Origin of the sequence: Micromonospora sonneratiae (genome assembly GCF_042679305.1) — a bacterium.
Taxonomy (GTDB): Bacteria; Actinomycetota; Actinomycetes; order Mycobacteriales; family Micromonosporaceae; genus Micromonospora_H; species Micromonospora_H sonneratiae.
The window spans coordinates 22247-36512 of record NZ_JBHTMP010000042.1; the positions used below are offsets into that span (position 1 = coordinate 22247).

Annotated in this window: 14 protein-coding genes; 8 read left to right on the forward strand and 6 right to left on the reverse strand. The window is 69.5% G+C overall.

Annotation, left to right across the window (positions count from 1 at the left end; translation table 11 throughout):
- Positions 1–382: 382 nt before the first annotated feature.
- A complete protein-coding gene (locus tag ACFQ4H_RS23715) occupies positions 383–592 on the reverse strand; it encodes an MbtH family protein (protein WP_377574159.1) in 210 nt (69 codons plus the stop codon).
- A 207-nt stretch (positions 593–799) separates the two neighbouring features.
- On the opposite strand from ACFQ4H_RS23715, the gene rapZ reads away from it, so the two are divergent.
- From rapZ to ACFQ4H_RS23755, 8 genes are all read left to right on the forward strand, one after another.
- Entirely contained in the window at positions 800–1729 is a 930-nt protein-coding gene (rapZ, locus tag ACFQ4H_RS23720; RefSeq protein WP_377574162.1) for an RNase adapter RapZ, read from the forward strand.
- Positions 1726–2703, forward strand: a complete 978-nt coding sequence (locus tag ACFQ4H_RS23725) for a gluconeogenesis factor YvcK family protein (RefSeq protein WP_377574165.1) — start codon at positions 1726–1728, stop codon at positions 2701–2703. The genes rapZ and ACFQ4H_RS23725 overlap by 4 nt, the downstream gene beginning before the upstream one ends.
- Positions 2704–2757: 54 nt before the next feature.
- Entirely contained in the window at positions 2758–3738 is a 981-nt protein-coding gene (whiA, locus tag ACFQ4H_RS23730; protein ID WP_377574168.1) for a DNA-binding protein WhiA, read from the forward strand.
- Between the two features lie 286 nt (positions 3739–4024).
- Positions 4025–5029, forward strand: a complete 1005-nt coding sequence (gene gap, locus ACFQ4H_RS23735; RefSeq protein ID WP_377574171.1) for a type I glyceraldehyde-3-phosphate dehydrogenase — start codon at positions 4025–4027, stop codon at positions 5027–5029.
- On the forward strand, positions 5026–6225 hold the full coding sequence (locus tag ACFQ4H_RS23740) for a phosphoglycerate kinase (RefSeq protein WP_377574174.1): 1200 nt from the start codon (positions 5026–5028) through the stop codon (positions 6223–6225). Before gap ends, ACFQ4H_RS23740 begins: the two co-directional genes overlap by 4 nt.
- Positions 6225–7016 carry a triose-phosphate isomerase gene (gene tpiA, locus ACFQ4H_RS23745; protein ID WP_377574177.1) on the forward strand — a complete coding sequence of 264 codons (792 nt, stop codon included), beginning with the start codon at positions 6225–6227 and terminating at the stop codon, positions 7014–7016. Before ACFQ4H_RS23740 ends, tpiA begins: the two co-directional genes overlap by 1 nt.
- A gap of 97 nt (positions 7017–7113) precedes the next feature.
- The gene (gene secG / locus ACFQ4H_RS23750; RefSeq protein WP_377574179.1) at positions 7114–7374 is read left to right on the forward strand and encodes a preprotein translocase subunit SecG; all 261 of its coding nucleotides are present in this window, start codon (positions 7114–7116) and stop codon (positions 7372–7374) included.
- Positions 7375–7508: 134 nt separating this feature from the next.
- Positions 7509–7853, forward strand: a complete 345-nt coding sequence (locus ACFQ4H_RS23755; protein WP_377574182.1) for an RNA polymerase-binding protein RbpA — start codon at positions 7509–7511, stop codon at positions 7851–7853.
- 45 nt (positions 7854–7898) lie between these two features.
- Here the strand turns inward: ACFQ4H_RS23755 and pgl are convergent, their stop codons facing one another.
- The 5 genes from pgl to tal form a co-directional block, all read right to left on the reverse strand.
- On the reverse strand, positions 7899–8669 hold the full coding sequence (pgl, locus tag ACFQ4H_RS23760) for a 6-phosphogluconolactonase (RefSeq protein ID WP_377574185.1): 771 nt from the start codon (positions 8667–8669) through the stop codon (positions 7899–7901).
- Positions 8666–9721, reverse strand: a complete 1056-nt coding sequence (locus ACFQ4H_RS23765) for a glucose-6-phosphate dehydrogenase assembly protein OpcA (protein WP_377574188.1) — start codon at positions 9719–9721, stop codon at positions 8666–8668. The genes pgl and ACFQ4H_RS23765 overlap by 4 nt, the downstream gene beginning before the upstream one ends.
- Positions 9722–9882: 161 nt before the next feature.
- Positions 9883–11418, reverse strand: coding sequence for a glucose-6-phosphate dehydrogenase (gene zwf / locus ACFQ4H_RS23770; RefSeq protein WP_377574189.1), 1536 nt, complete (start codon positions 11416–11418; stop codon positions 9883–9885).
- Between the two features lie 11 nt (positions 11419–11429).
- Positions 11430–13091 (reverse strand): glucose-6-phosphate isomerase, encoded by a 1662-nt coding sequence (locus tag ACFQ4H_RS23775; RefSeq protein WP_377574192.1) that lies wholly within the window; start codon positions 13089–13091, stop codon positions 11430–11432.
- A complete protein-coding gene (gene tal / locus ACFQ4H_RS23780; protein ID WP_377574194.1) occupies positions 13088–14266 on the reverse strand; it encodes a transaldolase in 1179 nt (392 codons plus the stop codon). The genes ACFQ4H_RS23775 and tal overlap by 4 nt, the downstream gene beginning before the upstream one ends.

Consider the following 14266-nt stretch of genomic DNA (forward strand, 5'->3'; position numbering starts at 1 on the left):
TGAAAAAGGGGGCACGGGGGTGCCCAAAAAAATACGAGAGCCATTCGGCACGTGTCAACAGTCGTCGCTGGCTCTTCGACAGGAGCGGACTGGATTACGCGATACGATCCGATTTGACCGCCTTAGCTACGACAAAGCGGCACCTATCTGGCGTTGATCGGCCGTGTCCTGCGTTAGCCGCATACTTTCTGGATGTTGGACGCTTGGGGAGCCCTAAAAACGGTCAAATACTGCTTTGTCAGATTGAGCGGCTCCGCCTGGTTATTCTATCGAGAATCTTGATGCCGGGTGTCCCTTTTCCGCATGGCGTTGTCCATTTATCGGTGGACATGGCAAAACGGGCGTCTCGAACAATCGAGACGCCCGTTTCTCTGTTTCTCGGTCAGCTCTGGGCAGCCAGTGAATCGCGGAGGCTGCGTGGCCGTAGATCTGTCCAAACCTCGTCGATGTGGGCCAGGCAGGTTGCCCGGTCGCCCACTACTCCGTCCGGCCGCCAACCCGGTGGCAGGTCGGAGTCGACTGGCCAGATAGAATACTGGTCTTCATCATTGATAACTACGCGAAAGTGACGCTGGTCCTCGGCGTCTTCCACAGGGGCACACTCCACATGCGGCTCAGCTGCCTGCGACGGTGGGTGCCGACTATACACATCGATCTGGTGTGCGTGGAGTGGTCAATGATGGACGCGACGGTCGTGGATACGAGCATTTTTGGGGGACCAGGTGAGCAAACCGGGCGATCGAGGCACCAGGCTCAGCGGTTCCATCTCGGTGACGGTCGACCGGGGCGGGGTGACAGCGTGAGCGAGGCGCACGTCGGGCACGGAGCGGTACGGAGCGAACCGTCGCCGGCGGAGGAGCCGGCCCGGTCGGACACGACCCTCGTCGTGGTCACCGGGGTCTCCGGCGGAGGCCGCAGCACCGTGGCACGTGCCCTGGAGAACGTCAACTTCTACGTGGTGGACAACCTGCCGCAGGCACTCATGCTCGACATGGCCGAGTTGGCCTTCCAGGCCGGGGGTGCGGCCCGGAACACCGCGATGGTGCTCGACGTACGGAGTCGGGCGTTCTCCACCGATCTCGCCGGAGCGATCCGGGCGCTGAAGGAGCGCGGCTTCCAGCCCCGCGTGGTCTTCGTGGATGCCGACGACGAGGTCCTGATCCGCCGGTTCGAGAGCGTCCGGCGCTCGCACCCCCTACAGGGGGACGGTCGACTGGCTGACGGCATCGCGGTGGAGCGGGGCCTGCTCGAGGAGGCCCGCGAGCAGGCGGATGTGATCATCGATACCAGCCACCTCAACGTCAACCAGCTGCGTAGCCGGGTGGAGGAGTTGTTCGGCGGCGAGGACGCGCGTCGGATCAAGGTGACCGTGCTGTCCTTCGGGTTCAAGTACGGCCTACCACCCGATGCGGATTTCGTGCTTGATGCTAGATTTCTGCCAAATCCGTACTGGGTGCCCGAGTTGCGCGAGCACACCGGCCGCGAGGAGGAGGTCAGCCGGTACGTGCTCGGTCAGCATGGCGCGGTGACGTTCGTGGAGACGTACGCCCGTCTGATAAATGCCACGGCGCCCGGTTTCGAACGGGAGGGTAAGCGCTACCTGACCGTCGCGGTCGGCTGCACCGGAGGGAAACACCGCAGCGTGGCGATCGCGGAGGAACTCGCCGCCCGGCTGCGCCAGGTGCGGCTCTCAGCCAACGCTCAGCACCGTGACCTGGGACGCGAATGACGAGGACAAAGGTGGTCGCCTTCGGCGGCGGACACGGACTCTCCGCGTCGCTGCGGGCGTTGCGGCACTGTGCGCCGGAGCTCGACCTGGACATCACCGCCGTGGTGACCGTCGGTGACGACGGTGGATCGAGTGGGCGACTGCGGGCCGAACGGGACGCGCTGCCCCCGGGTGACCTGCGGCAGGCGCTGGTGGCACTGGCCGGCGACCACCCGGCGACGAGGCTGAGCGCCAACCTCCTGCAGCACCGGTTCTCCGCCGGTCGCCCCGGCGGGGCGGGGGCCGACTCCCTGGCCGGGCATGCCGTCGGCAACCTGCTGTTGTGCGGACTGATGGAGCTGCTGGGCGACCCGGTGGCCGCACTCGACCATGCCGCCGCCATGCTCGGCGCGGTCGGCCGGGTCCTGCCGATGTCCTGCGAACCGGTCGGGATCGAGGCCCGGGTACGCGGTGTCCTGCCGGACCGCCCGGACGAGGTACGGGTCGTTCGAGGTCAGCACCAGGTGGCCGTAACGAGTGGGCAGGTCGAATCGTTACGGTTGGTGCCGGTCGACCCGTCGGCGTGTCCGGAAGCGGTGACGGCGGTCGGCGAGGCTGACTGGCTGATCTTCGGTCCGGGGAGTTGGTACACCAGCGTCATTCCGCATCTACTGGTGCCTGAACTCGCGGAGGCGATCGTGTCCAGCCCGGCTCGGCGGCTGGTCACGCTGAACCTTGCCGCGGAGAAGGAGACCCTCGGTCTGTCGGTCGCCGACCACCTTGCGGCGTTGCGGTGGTATTTGCCCGAGCTGAAGATTGATCTGGTATTGGGGGATGGGAAAGCGGTCGGTGAACCCGAACCAGTCGAGCGTGCGGCAGAATCGCTGGGTGCTCGTCTGGTACTCGCCCCGGTGGCCGTTCTGGACGGCACCCCCCGGCATGATCCTGTCGCCCTGGGGGCCGCCCTGGTGCCCGTCCTGGGCGCCAATCGTTAAGCACGTACGAAATACCGGCAGCATGCCGGAACCGGCCCGTGAGGTGACGACAGAATGGCGATGACGGCTGCGGTCAAGGACGAGCTGAGCCGGGTTGACGTGCCCAAGCCCTGCTGCCGCCGGGCGGAGATGGCCGCCCTGCTGCGGTTCTCCGGCGGCCTGCACATCGTCTCCGGACGGGTCGTGGTGGAGGCGGAGTTGGACACCGGGGCGGTCGCCCGCCGGCTACGCCGGGAGATCGCCGAGGTGTACGGCTACCCGAGCGAGATCCATGTGCTGGCCCCGGGCGGGCTGCGCAAGGGCAGCCACTACATCGTGCGGGTGGTCAAGGACGGCGAGGCGCTGGCCCGCCAGACCGGGCTGCTCGACGTACGGGGTCGACCGGTGCGGGGCTTGCCACCCCATGTCGTCGCGGCGAACGTCTGCTGCGCGGTGGCGGCCTGGCGGGGCGCGTTCATGGCACATGGTTCGTTGACCGAACCGGGTCGGTCCTGCGCCCTGGAGATCACCTGCCCCGGGCCGGAGTCGGCGCTGGCGCTGGTCGGCGCGGCCCGGCGGACCGGCATCACGGCGAAGTTCCGTGAGGTACGCGGGGTCGACCGGGTGGTCGTGAAGGACGGTGACGCGATCGCCGCCCTGCTCACCCGGATCGGCGCACACTCCAGTGTGCTGGCCTGGGAGGAACGGCGGGTGCGCCGGGAGGTACGGGCGACCGCCAACCGACTGGCCAACTTCGACGATGCCAACCTGCGGCGTTCGGCCCGGGCCGCGGTGGCCGCCGCCGCCCGGGTCACCCGGGCACTGGAGATCCTCGCCGAGGACGCGCCCAACCACCTCACCTCGGCCGGACAGCTACGACTCAAGCACCGGCAGGCGTCACTCGAGGAGTTGGGTGCGCTGGCTGACCCACCGTTGACCAAGGACGCCATCGCCGGACGGATCCGGCGGCTGCTGGCCCTGGCCGACAAGCGGGCCCGTGACCTGGGGATCCCGGACACGGAAGCGGCGGTCACCCCGGACATGCTGGCGGTCTGACCAGGGGATCGCTGCCGGTGTCGGTGCCGGACGGGTGAATCCGACCAACGGGATTACGCCCCGACGCAGCGCGGCGTCGTTCGCTCCGATAGGGTCGCAGGCGTACGGCGACGGGGCCGGCAACAGGCCTCCTCGCCGCACTCACCGCCTCGGGCGGTCAGGTCTCCGGACCGCAGCGGGGTGGCCGAGATGAATTGGCATCGGCCGGCTCCAACGGTCGACGCACCCACTTCCGTCGGCCAGCGGCTTACGCCGACGGACCAGAAAACGCGAGGAGATGGGACCTGTGACCATCCGGGTTGGCATCAACGGCTTCGGCCGGATCGGCCGTAACTTCTTCCGGGCAGTACTGGCGTCCGGCGCTGACGTCGAGGTGGTCGGCGTCAACGACCTGACCGACAACGCGACCCTCGCCCACCTCGTCAAGTACGACAGCATCCTGGGCCGGCTGCCGGAGGAGGTCAAGGCGACCGCCGACGAGATCACCGTGGGTGGTAGGACCATCAAGGCGTACGCCGAGAAGGACCCGGCCAAGCTGCCCTGGGGCGACCTGGGCGTGGACGTGGTCATCGAGTCGACCGGTTTCTTCACCGACGCGACCAAGGCGAAGGCACACGTCGACGCCGGCGCGAAGAAGGTCATCATCTCGGCGCCCGCCAAGAACGAGGACGTCACGGTCGTGATGGGCGTCAACCACGAGGAGTACGACCCCGCGAAGCACACCATCATCTCGAACGCCTCCTGCACCACCAACTGCCTCGCGCCGATGGCGAAGGTCCTGCAGGACACGTTCGGTGTCGAGCGTGGTCTGATGACCACGATCCACGCCTACACCCAGGACCAGAACCTGCAGGACGCGCCGCACAAGGACCTGCGTCGCGCCCGGGCTGCCGCGCTGAACATCGTGCCGACCTCGACCGGTGCCGCCAAGGCGATCGGTCTGGTGCTGCCGGGCCTCAAGGGCAAGCTCGACGGCTACGCGCTGCGGGTGCCGATCCCGACCGGCTCGGCAACCGACCTGACCGTCGAACTCGGCCGGGAGACCACCGTGGACGAGGTCAACGCCGCGATGAAGGCTGCCGCCGAGGGGCCGCTGAAGGGCATCCTGACCTACAACGAGGACCCGATCGTCTCCGCCGACATCGTCACTGACCCGGCGTCCTGCATCTTCGACGCACCGCTGACCAAGGTGCTCGGCAACCAGGTCAAGGTCGTCGGCTGGTACGACAACGAGTGGGGCTACTCGAACCGCCTCGTCGACCTCGTCAAGCTGGTCGGCAGCTCGCTGTGAGCATCCGCACCCTCGACGACCTCCTTGCCGAGGGAGTTTCAGGTCGGCGCGTGCTGGTGCGCGCCGACCTGAACGTGCCCATCGACAAGGGGTCCGGAGCAATCACCGACGACGGGCGGATCCGCGCGGTCCTGCCCACGTTGACCGCACTGCGTGAGGCGGGTGCGGCGGTCATCGTCGTCTCCCACCTCGGCCGCCCGAAGGGCGCGCCCGACCCCAAGTACACCCTCGCGCCGGTCGCCGCCCGGCTCGGCGAGCTGATCGACGCGTCGGTCTCGTTCGCCTCGGACACCGTCGGTGAGTCGGCCCGCGCCGTGGTCGACGGGCTGGCCGCCGGGCAGGTCGCCCTGCTGGAGAACCTCCGGTTCAACCCGGGGGAGACCAGCAAGGACGCTGCCGAGCGGGAGGCCTTCGCCGACCAGTTGGCGGCCTTCGCGCAGGCGTACGTGGACGATGCCTTCGGCGCGGTGCACCGCAAGCACGCCAGCGTCTACGACGTGCCGGCGCGGTTGCCGCACTTCGCGGGGCGGCTGGTGCTCCGCGAGGTCGAGGTGCTGTCCAAGCTGACCGGTGAGCCGGAGCGGCCGTATGTCGTGGTGCTCGGCGGTTCGAAGGTCTCCGACAAGCTGGCGGTGATCGAGGCGCTCCTGCCGAAGGTCGACCGGCTGCTGATCGGCGGCGGGATGTGCTTCACCTTCCTCAAGGCGCAGGGCCACGAGGTCGGCACCTCGCTGCTCGAGGACGAGATGATCGGCACCTGCCGGGACCTGCTGGCCCGGGCCGACGGGCGGATCCTGCTGCCGGTCGACGTGGTGGCGGCCACCGCCTTCGCGCCGGACGCCGCGCATGAGGTGGTCCCCGCCGACAACATCCCGCAGACCCGGCTCGGCCTGGACATCGGGCCGCGCAGTGTGGTGGCCTTCGCCGAGGTGATCGCCGGAGCGCGTACGGTCTTCTGGAACGGCCCGATGGGTGTGTTCGAGATGGCGGCGTTCGCGGCCGGCACCCGGGGGGTGGCCGAGGCGATCACCGCCGTTGACGGGTTCACCGTGGTCGGTGGCGGGGACTCCGCCGCAGCCGTACGCGCCCTGGGCCTGGACGAGTCGTCGTTCGGGCACATCTCGACCGGCGGGGGAGCCTCGCTGGAATACCTGGAGGGCAAGACCCTCCCCGGCATCGCCGCTCTGGAGAAGTGATGGCTGCCCCCGTGCGTCGGCCGCTGATGGCCGGCAACTGGAAGATGAACCTCAACCACCTGGAAGCCATCGCGCTGGTCCAGAAGCTGGCGTTCAGCCTCAACGACCAGCAGCTCACCGACGTGGAGGCGGTCGTACTACCGCCGTTCACGGACCTGCGTAGCGTGCAGACGCTGGTCGACGGGGAGAAGCTGCTGATCGGGTACGGCGCGCAGAACCTGTCGCCGTACCAGAGCGGGGCCTACACCGGGGAGATCTCCGGTCCGATGCTGGCCAAGCTCGGCTGCCAGTACGTCGTGGTCGGCCACTCCGAGCGTCGGGCCTACTACTACGAGGACGACGCGCTGGTCAACGCCAAGGTAGCGGCGGCGCTGGCCAACGACCTCAGCCCGATCCTCTGCGTCGGGGAGGGGCTCGAGGTGCGTGAACAGCTCGGTCACGTGGCGCACTGCTGTGACCAGCTCGACGCCGCGCTGAAGGGGCTCACCCCGGAGCAGGTCGAGAAGGTCGTGGTCGCCTACGAGCCGGTCTGGGCGATCGGCACCGGGAAGACGGCCACGCCGGAGGACGCGCAGGAGGTCTGTGGCGCGCTCCGCCAGCGGCTCGTCGAGACGTACGGCCAGGGCACCGCGGAGCGGGTCCGGATCCTGTACGGCGGCTCGGTGAAGGCGGCGAACATCGCCGGCATCATGGCCAAGCCGGACGTCGACGGTGCGCTGATCGGCGGGGCGAGCCTGGACGCCGAGGAGTTCGTGCAAATCTGTCGGTTCCCGGAGCACATCGCGCGCTGAGTGCTCGCTATTCTTGACGGGCCCCGCCCGCCGGTCGGTGCCGATGCGTCCGGTCGACAGCCGGGCGAGGATCGTGACGAGAGGACTGACCCCTACTATGCCGATCTGGTTCGCTTACACGCTGGTCGTGTTGCTGATCATCACGAGCGTGCTGCTCACCATGCTGATCCTGCTGCATCGCGGTAAGGGCGGCGGCTTGTCGAGCATGTTCGGCGGTGGGGTCAGCTCCAGCCTCGCCGGTTCGTCGGTGGCGGAGAAGAACCTGGACCGCTACACCGTTCTGGTGGGTATCGTCTGGTTTGCCTGCATTGTCGGGCTGGGTCTCTGGCTCAAGCTGGCGACCGCCAGCGGGGTCTGACAAACACTCCACAAGGCGTACAATCTGCGCGCGGCCCGTTACTGCGGGCCGCGCGCAGTCGTTTCCGGGGCTGCGCCGTGTCGTTCCGCCATCGCCGATGGCGGTATCCGAGTCGACGACAGGAGCGAGCAGCCGTGTCGAACGGCAGCGCCATCCGGGGCAGTCGAGTGGGCTCCGGTCCACCGCGGCTCCCGGAGAAGAGTGAACCAGCGCCCCGTCGTCCGGTCACCTACTGGTGCGCCAGGCGACACAAACTCGAGATCCTGCTGGCGGCCGAGGCGCAGCCACCGGAGAACTGGGACTGTCCGCGCTGCGGCGAGCCAGCCGGCCTGGACCCGGACAACCCGCCCGTCCCGGCCCGCAGCACGCCCTACAAGTCCCACCTGGACTACCTGAAGGAGCGGCGCAGCGACGCCGACGGAGAGGCGATCCTCGCCGAGGCGTTGGCCGCGTTACGGCAACGCCGAGGCGGGCAGTGAGCGTCCGCCTCGGCGTCGACCTGTCGTCGTCGTAGCCGCCGGGAGTCAGCGCAGGCTACGGAAGGTCGGCTTGACGTCGACCGCCGCCGCCCGGTCCAGCAACCAGAGCGTACGGCCCACGCCGCTGACCCCGGCGGCCGGCAACTGCACCGGCCCGGCGCCGGCCAGCGCCATCCCCACCGCCCTGGACTTGTCGGCCCCGGCCGCCACGAGCCAGACCTCGTCGGCCGTGTTGACCGCCGGCAGGGTCAGCGTGATCCGGATCGGCGGCGGTTTCGGGCTGCCCCGCACCGCGCTCACCGGGCGGGTCTCGTAGGCCACCGGGTGCTCCGGGAAGACGGATGCGACATGCCCGTCCTCGCCCACCCCGAGCAGTAGCACGTCGAAGTGGGGGAGTGCGGCCGTACCGGGCCGGGCCGCGGTGGCCAGGGTGGCGGCGTACTGGGCCGCCGCCGCCTCCGGGTCGTTGCCGTCCGGACCGTCGGCCGCCGGCATCGGATGCACCCGGGCCGGGTCCAGCGGCAGTACGTCGAGCAGCGCCTCACGGGCCTGGGTCTCGTTTCGATCGGGGTGACCAGCCGGCAGGAACCGCTCGTCACCCCACCACACGTCGACCCGGGACCAGTCGACCGCATCCCGGGCCGGCAGCTCCCCGATGGCGCGGTACACGGCCGAGGCGACCCGTCCCCCGGTCAGTACGACCCCCGCATGCCCACGTTCGGCCTGGGCGTCGATCAACCGGACGATCAGCCGGGCGGCGACCGCCTGGGCGAGCACACCGGGATCGGCGTGTACGACCACACTCGTCTCGCTCATGCGCCACCGCCCCTGGACAGGTTGTACGAGGTGCCGGCGCCCGACTTGTTCGTCGTGGCGTGTGTGCTGATGCCCGCCTCCGCCCGGTGTGCGGTCGCCGGATCCTTCCAGATGTGCACCCGACGATCCGGGCGGTGCTGGAGGCCGGGGGTGTCGGCCATGGCGGCCAGTGCCTCCGCGTAGATCTGGTCAGCGTCGAGACGTCGCAGTTCCTCGGCCAACTCCTCCCCGAGCGGCCGGCGAACCAGCGGAAGTTGCCGATCGTTCTGCCCGGTGCGCTGGAAGATGGCTGTGCTGTCCTCCCGGGTCAACACCAGCTGGTCCCCGTCGGCGGAGCGCAGTTCCACCGACCGCATCCGTTGGAACTGGTCGGCCTCCTGCCAGACCGGCCGGATCCCGAGTCGGGCGGTCAGCCAGCCGGACATCAACGCCGCCGTCGGATCCGACCTGGGTGCGACCAGGGTGGCCTCGGTGATCTGTGCCTGCACGGTGTCGAATGCGCCGGCGACCAGGGTGCGCCAGAGGGTGATCCGGGTCCAGGAGAGATCCGTGTCGCCCGGTGCGTAGTCGGCGGCCCGCAGCCGCAGTGCCTCGATCGGGTTGGCCGCCTGTGCGGCGTCGGTGATCCGCCGGTCGGCGACGACCCCGAGGAAGTCGGTGGCGATCTCGTCCGGCGGTTCGCCGTGCCACCAGGTCACCACGGGCACGTCGGGTACGAGTAGCGGCATGACCACCGACTCGGCATGCAGGGCGAGCCGGCCGTACATCCGCATCACCACCGCCTCGCAGGGGCCGAGCCGGCCGCCGACCACGATCTCGGCGTCCAGCCGGTCGCGGTCCCGCTCCACATCGGAGCGTACGACGACCAGCAGCCGGCACGGGTGGGCCGCAGCGGCTATGGTCGCCGCGGCCTCGGCCTCCCGGACGTGCTTCTCGTCGGCCACCACGATGAGCGTGAGGGCCATTCCGCTGGCCACCCCACCGGCGCTCCGTCGCTCGGCGGCCAGCGCCTTGACCACCTCGTTGCCGGTGGTGTCCCACAGCCCGATCAACGGACCCTCCTGGTTCGCTCGCTCACGGTGCACCTCGCTGTGCTCGGCGGCACCGTGAGTGTTTGCTGAGCCTGCTGGTTCGCTCGCTTCGCTCGCTCACGGTGCACCTCGCTGTGCTCGGCGGCACCGTGAGTGTTTGCTGAGCCTGCTGGTTCGCTCGCTCACGCGCGCCGCCATGCCCGCCCCTCGCGGGCCAGCATCTCGTCGGCCGACCGGGGACCCCACTCGCCCGCCCGGTACGGGTCGGGCGTCGTGTCCTGCCACGCCGCCTCGAGCGGGTCGATCACCTGCCAGCTCTGCTCGACCTCGGCCGCGTCGGGGAACAGCGTCCGGTCACCGATGAGCACGTCCAGCACGAGCCGCTCGTACGCCTCCGGGCTCGCCTCGGTGAAGGCCTCGCCGTACTGGAAGTCCATGGCGATGTCGCGGACCTCCATGGCGGTGCCCGGCACCTTGGAGCCGAACTTCAGGACCACGCCCTCGTCGGGCTGGACCCGGATGACGAGCTGGTTGTTTCCGAGCATCTCCACATCGGCCTGGTTGAACGGCAGATGCGGGGCCCGCTTGAACATGACGGCAACCTCGGTGACCCGACGCGGGAGCCGCTTACCGGCGCGGATGTAGAACGGCACCCCGGCCCAGCGCCGGTTCTGGATGCCGAGCCGGACCGCGACGTACGTCTCGGTGGTCGAGTCGGGCGGCACACCCTGCTCCTCCAGGTAGCCGACGGCCCGCTCCCCGGCCACCCACCCGGGCAGGTACTGCCCGCGTACGGTGCCGGTGGCCACGTCCCGGGGAATGGTGATGGCCCGCAGCACCTTCAGCTTCTCGGTCCGGATTTCGGTGGCGTCGAAGCTGGTCGGCTCCTCCATCGCCACCAGGGCCAGCAGTTGCAGCAGGTGGTTCTGGAGTACGTCGCGTGCCGCACCGGCCGAGTCGTAGAAGCCGGCCCGGGAGCCGATGCCCACGTCCTCGGCCATGGTGATCTGTACCGAGTCGACGTACTTGGTGTTCCACAGCGGCTCGAACAGGTTGTTGGCGAACCGCAGGGCCATGATGTTCTGGACGGTTTCCTTGCCCAGATAGTGGTCGATCCGGAAGACGTCGTCGCGGGTGAACACGTCGTCGACCAGTTCGTTGAGGGCCTTCGCCGACGGCAGGTCGAAACCGAACGGCTTCTCCACCACCACCCGACGCCACCCGCCGGATTTGGCGTTGTCCGCCATGCCCGTACGGGCGAGTTGTTTGAGCACCACCGGAAACGCCGCCGGGGGGATGGAGAAGTAGAAGGCGGCGTTTCCGGCGATGCCGTGGGTTGCGCGCAACTCGTCGAGCATGGAGGCCAGCTGGTCGAAGGCCTCGTCGTCGTCGAACGAACCGCCGACGAACTTGATGTTGCCGGCCAGCCGGGCCCAGACCTCCTCCCGCCACGGGGTACGGGCGTTCTTACGGGCTGCCTCGTAGGCCAGCGACTCGAAGTCGCCGTCCCCCCAGTCCCGGCGGGCAAAACCGAGCACCACGAACCCCGGTGGGAGCAGGCCTCGGTTGGCCAGGTCGTACACGGCCGGCAGTAGCTTCTTGCGGGCCAGGTCACCGGTCACCCCGAAGATCACCAGGGCACATGGTTCGGGAATGCGCGGCAGCCGCCGATCCTGCGGGTCGCGCAGCGGGTTCACGCTGTCTCCTCGCTCACTCATCGCGCTCGTTGTCAGGGCCGCAGGTTGCGGATCGTGTCGAGCAGTTGGGCCAGCCCGGCCGCCCGGTCGGTCAGGTGCAGCCGTACCACCGGGCGCAGCCGTTCGGCCAGGGCCTGCCGGTCACCGGCCGCCTGCGCCGCCTGCAACTCCCCGAACGTGTACGCCTTGCCCGGCACCGGCAGGTCGTCGCTGACCGCGCCGGTGATCTGCAGGTATGAGCCGACCTGCGGACCGCCCTTGTGGTACTGGCCGGTGGAGTGCAGGAAGCGCGGTCCCCAACCGAAGGTGACCGGTCGACCGCCGGCCGAAGCCAGCAGCGGACGGACCTTCGCCGCCGCTGAGTCGGCGAACCGATCCAGATAGGCCATGACCGCAAGGTAGCCGTCGTCGCCGAGTCCGTCGACCAGCCAGCGCAGCACGCCGGCCAGGTCACCCGGTGCGCCGGCGGGGGCGTGCACCTCGATGCCGTCCTCGGTGAACGCCGGTGCCTCGACCGGCAGGCCCGATCCCAGCAGCCGGTTGGTGTTCTCCTTCGACTCCGTGACGTTGGGCTGGTCGAACGGGTCGATGCCGAGTACGACGCCGGAGATGGCCGTGGCGTACTCCCAGGCGAGGAAGTGCGCGCCCAGCGGGCCGTTGACGGCCAGGTCCGGGTTCACCCCACCGCCGGGAACCGCCCCGGCCGCCAGCGCACCGCCGTAGGTCACGGTCAACACGTCCTCGCCGGTCGCCCCGGGGCTGTCCGGCCCTTCGACCACCACCGGCAGGATGCCGATGCCGTTCTTGCCGGTCGATTCGGCGATCAGCTGCTCGATCCAGTCCCCGAGGCCCTCGATGCCGCTGCCGTCGGAGACCAGCGCCACCTTGTCCCGGCCGGTGGTGGCTGCGGCACCGAGCGCCGCGCCGAGCGCCAGTGCGGGGTTGTCCCCGTCCCGGGGCAGCGACTCCGCCAGGGCCTCGGCCTCGTCGAGGAGAGCGGCCACGTCCACACCGGCCAGGGCCGCCGGAACCAGGCCGAACGCGGTCAGCGCGGAGTACCTGCCGCCCACCTCCGGGTCGGCCAGCACCACGAACGCTCCCATGTCGGCGGCGGTCGCCGCCAGGGGGGAGCCAGGGTCGGTGACGATGACGAACCGCCGCCCCGCCTCCGCCTCGGTCAGACCGGCGTCGAGGAACGCCTGCCAGTAGGCGCGCCGGTGGCTGTCGGTCTCCACTGTGGAGCCGGACTTGCTGGCGACCACCACGACGGTACGGTCGAGCCGGTCGGTGATCGCGGCCCGGACCTGACCGGGGTCGGTGGTGTCGAGCACGGTAAGCGGCCGGCCCATGGTGCATGCGATGACCTCGGGGGCCAGCGAGGAGCCCCCCATCCCGGCCAGCACCACATGGTCGAGGTCACCCAACTCGGCCTTCAGTTCGGCGAGTTGGGGGAGCAGTTCCCGGCTGCGCCGGAAGGTGTCTACCCAGCCGAGCCGGATCTTCGCCTCCTCCTGCGCGTCCGGCCCCCACAGGGTCGGGTCCTTGTCCGCCAGCCGCCCGGGCGCGTTGTCGGCCACCAGGGCCGCCCGGGTGGAGGCCGCGGCGGAGCGGTCCACCGCCTCCGCGCCGTACACGGCCAACCCGGCCGATGCCTCGACCGGGCCGTCCAACAGGTCGCTCGTTGCCCTGCTCACGCGTTTCCTCCCGCCGCTTGTGCAGCCCGAGCCGACTCCTGGGCGGCCGTGTTGGGCCTGTTTTCACCGTGCGTTGCCGCTTCGAGGGACTTGCGGACGCCAACGAGCAGTTCCTGCCAGCTGGTGGCGAACTTCTCCACGCCCTCCCGCTCCAGGGTATTGATCACATCGTCGAAGTCGATGCCCTGGGCGATCAGGTCGGCCAGGACCTTACGGGCGTCGTCGTAGTTGCCGCTGACGGTGTCACCCCGGGTCTCGCCGTGCTCGGCGTACGCGTGGATGACCGGCTCCGGCATGGTGTTGACGGTGCCCGGCGCGACCAGTTCCTCGACGTAGACCACGTCCCGGTAGTCGGGGTTCTTGGTCGAGGTCGACGCCCACAGTGGGCGTTGCGGGTGGGCGCCGGCGTCGGCCAGCGCCTGCCACCGGTCCGAGGAGAACACCTCGGAGTAGCGCTCGTAGGCCAGCCGGGCGTTGGCGATCGCCGCCTTGCCCCGCAGCGCCCTGGCCTCGGTCGTACCGATCTTCTCCAGCCGGGCGTCGACCTCGGTGTCGACCCGGGAGACGAAGAACGACGCCACCGACCCGATCCGGCTGAGGTCGTGCCCGTTGGCCCGGGCCTGCTCCAGCCCGGCCAGGAACGCCTCCATCACCTGCGTGTAGCGGTCCAGCCCGAAGATCAAGGTCACGTTGACGCTGATCCCCTCGGCCAGCGTCGCGGTGATGGCCGGCAGCCCGGCCTCGGTCGCCGGAATCTTGATGTAGAGATTGGGCCGGTCGACCAGCCACCACAGGGCCTTGGCCTCGGCCACGGTCTGCTCGGTCTCGTACGCCAGCCGGGGGTCCACCTCGATCGAGACCCGACCGTCGACACCGCCGGAGTTGTCGTACGCGGGACGCATCACGTCGCATGCCCAGCGCACGTCGTACGTGGTGAGCATCCGGACCGCCTCCTCGACGGTCACGCCGCGTCGGGCCAGGTCGCGCAGTTGCCAGTTGTACTCGTCAGCGTCGCTGAGCGCCTTCGCGAAGATGGTCGGGTTGGTGGTCACCCCGACCATGTGCTTCTCGCGACGTAGCTGGTCGAGCCCGCCGGAGCTGAGCCGTACCCGGGAAAGATCATCGAGCCAGACCGCGACACCCGCGGCGGTCAGCTCACCCAACCTGTCAGTCAT

Bases quoted from the DNA above. Each gene is read 5' to 3' on its own strand.
- ACFQ4H_RS23725 (WP_377574165.1), top strand. From the start codon at position 1,726: ATGACGAGGACAAAGGTGGTCGCCTTCGGCGGCGGACACGGACTCTCC.
- tal (WP_377574194.1), bottom strand. From the start codon at position 14,266: ATGACTGACAGGTTGGGTGAGCTGACCGCCGCGGGTGTCGCGGTCTGG.
- whiA (WP_377574168.1), top strand. From the start codon at position 2,758: ATGGCGATGACGGCTGCGGTCAAGGACGAGCTGAGCCGGGTTGACGTG.
- tpiA (WP_377574177.1), top strand. From the start codon at position 6,225: ATGGCTGCCCCCGTGCGTCGGCCGCTGATGGCCGGCAACTGGAAGATG.
- pgl (WP_377574185.1), bottom strand. From the start codon at position 8,669: ATGAGCGAGACGAGTGTGGTCGTACACGCCGATCCCGGTGTGCTCGCC.
- zwf (WP_377574189.1), bottom strand. From the start codon at position 11,418: ATGAGTGAGCGAGGAGACAGCGTGAACCCGCTGCGCGACCCGCAGGAT.
- secG (WP_377574179.1), top strand. From the start codon at position 7,114: ATGCCGATCTGGTTCGCTTACACGCTGGTCGTGTTGCTGATCATCACG.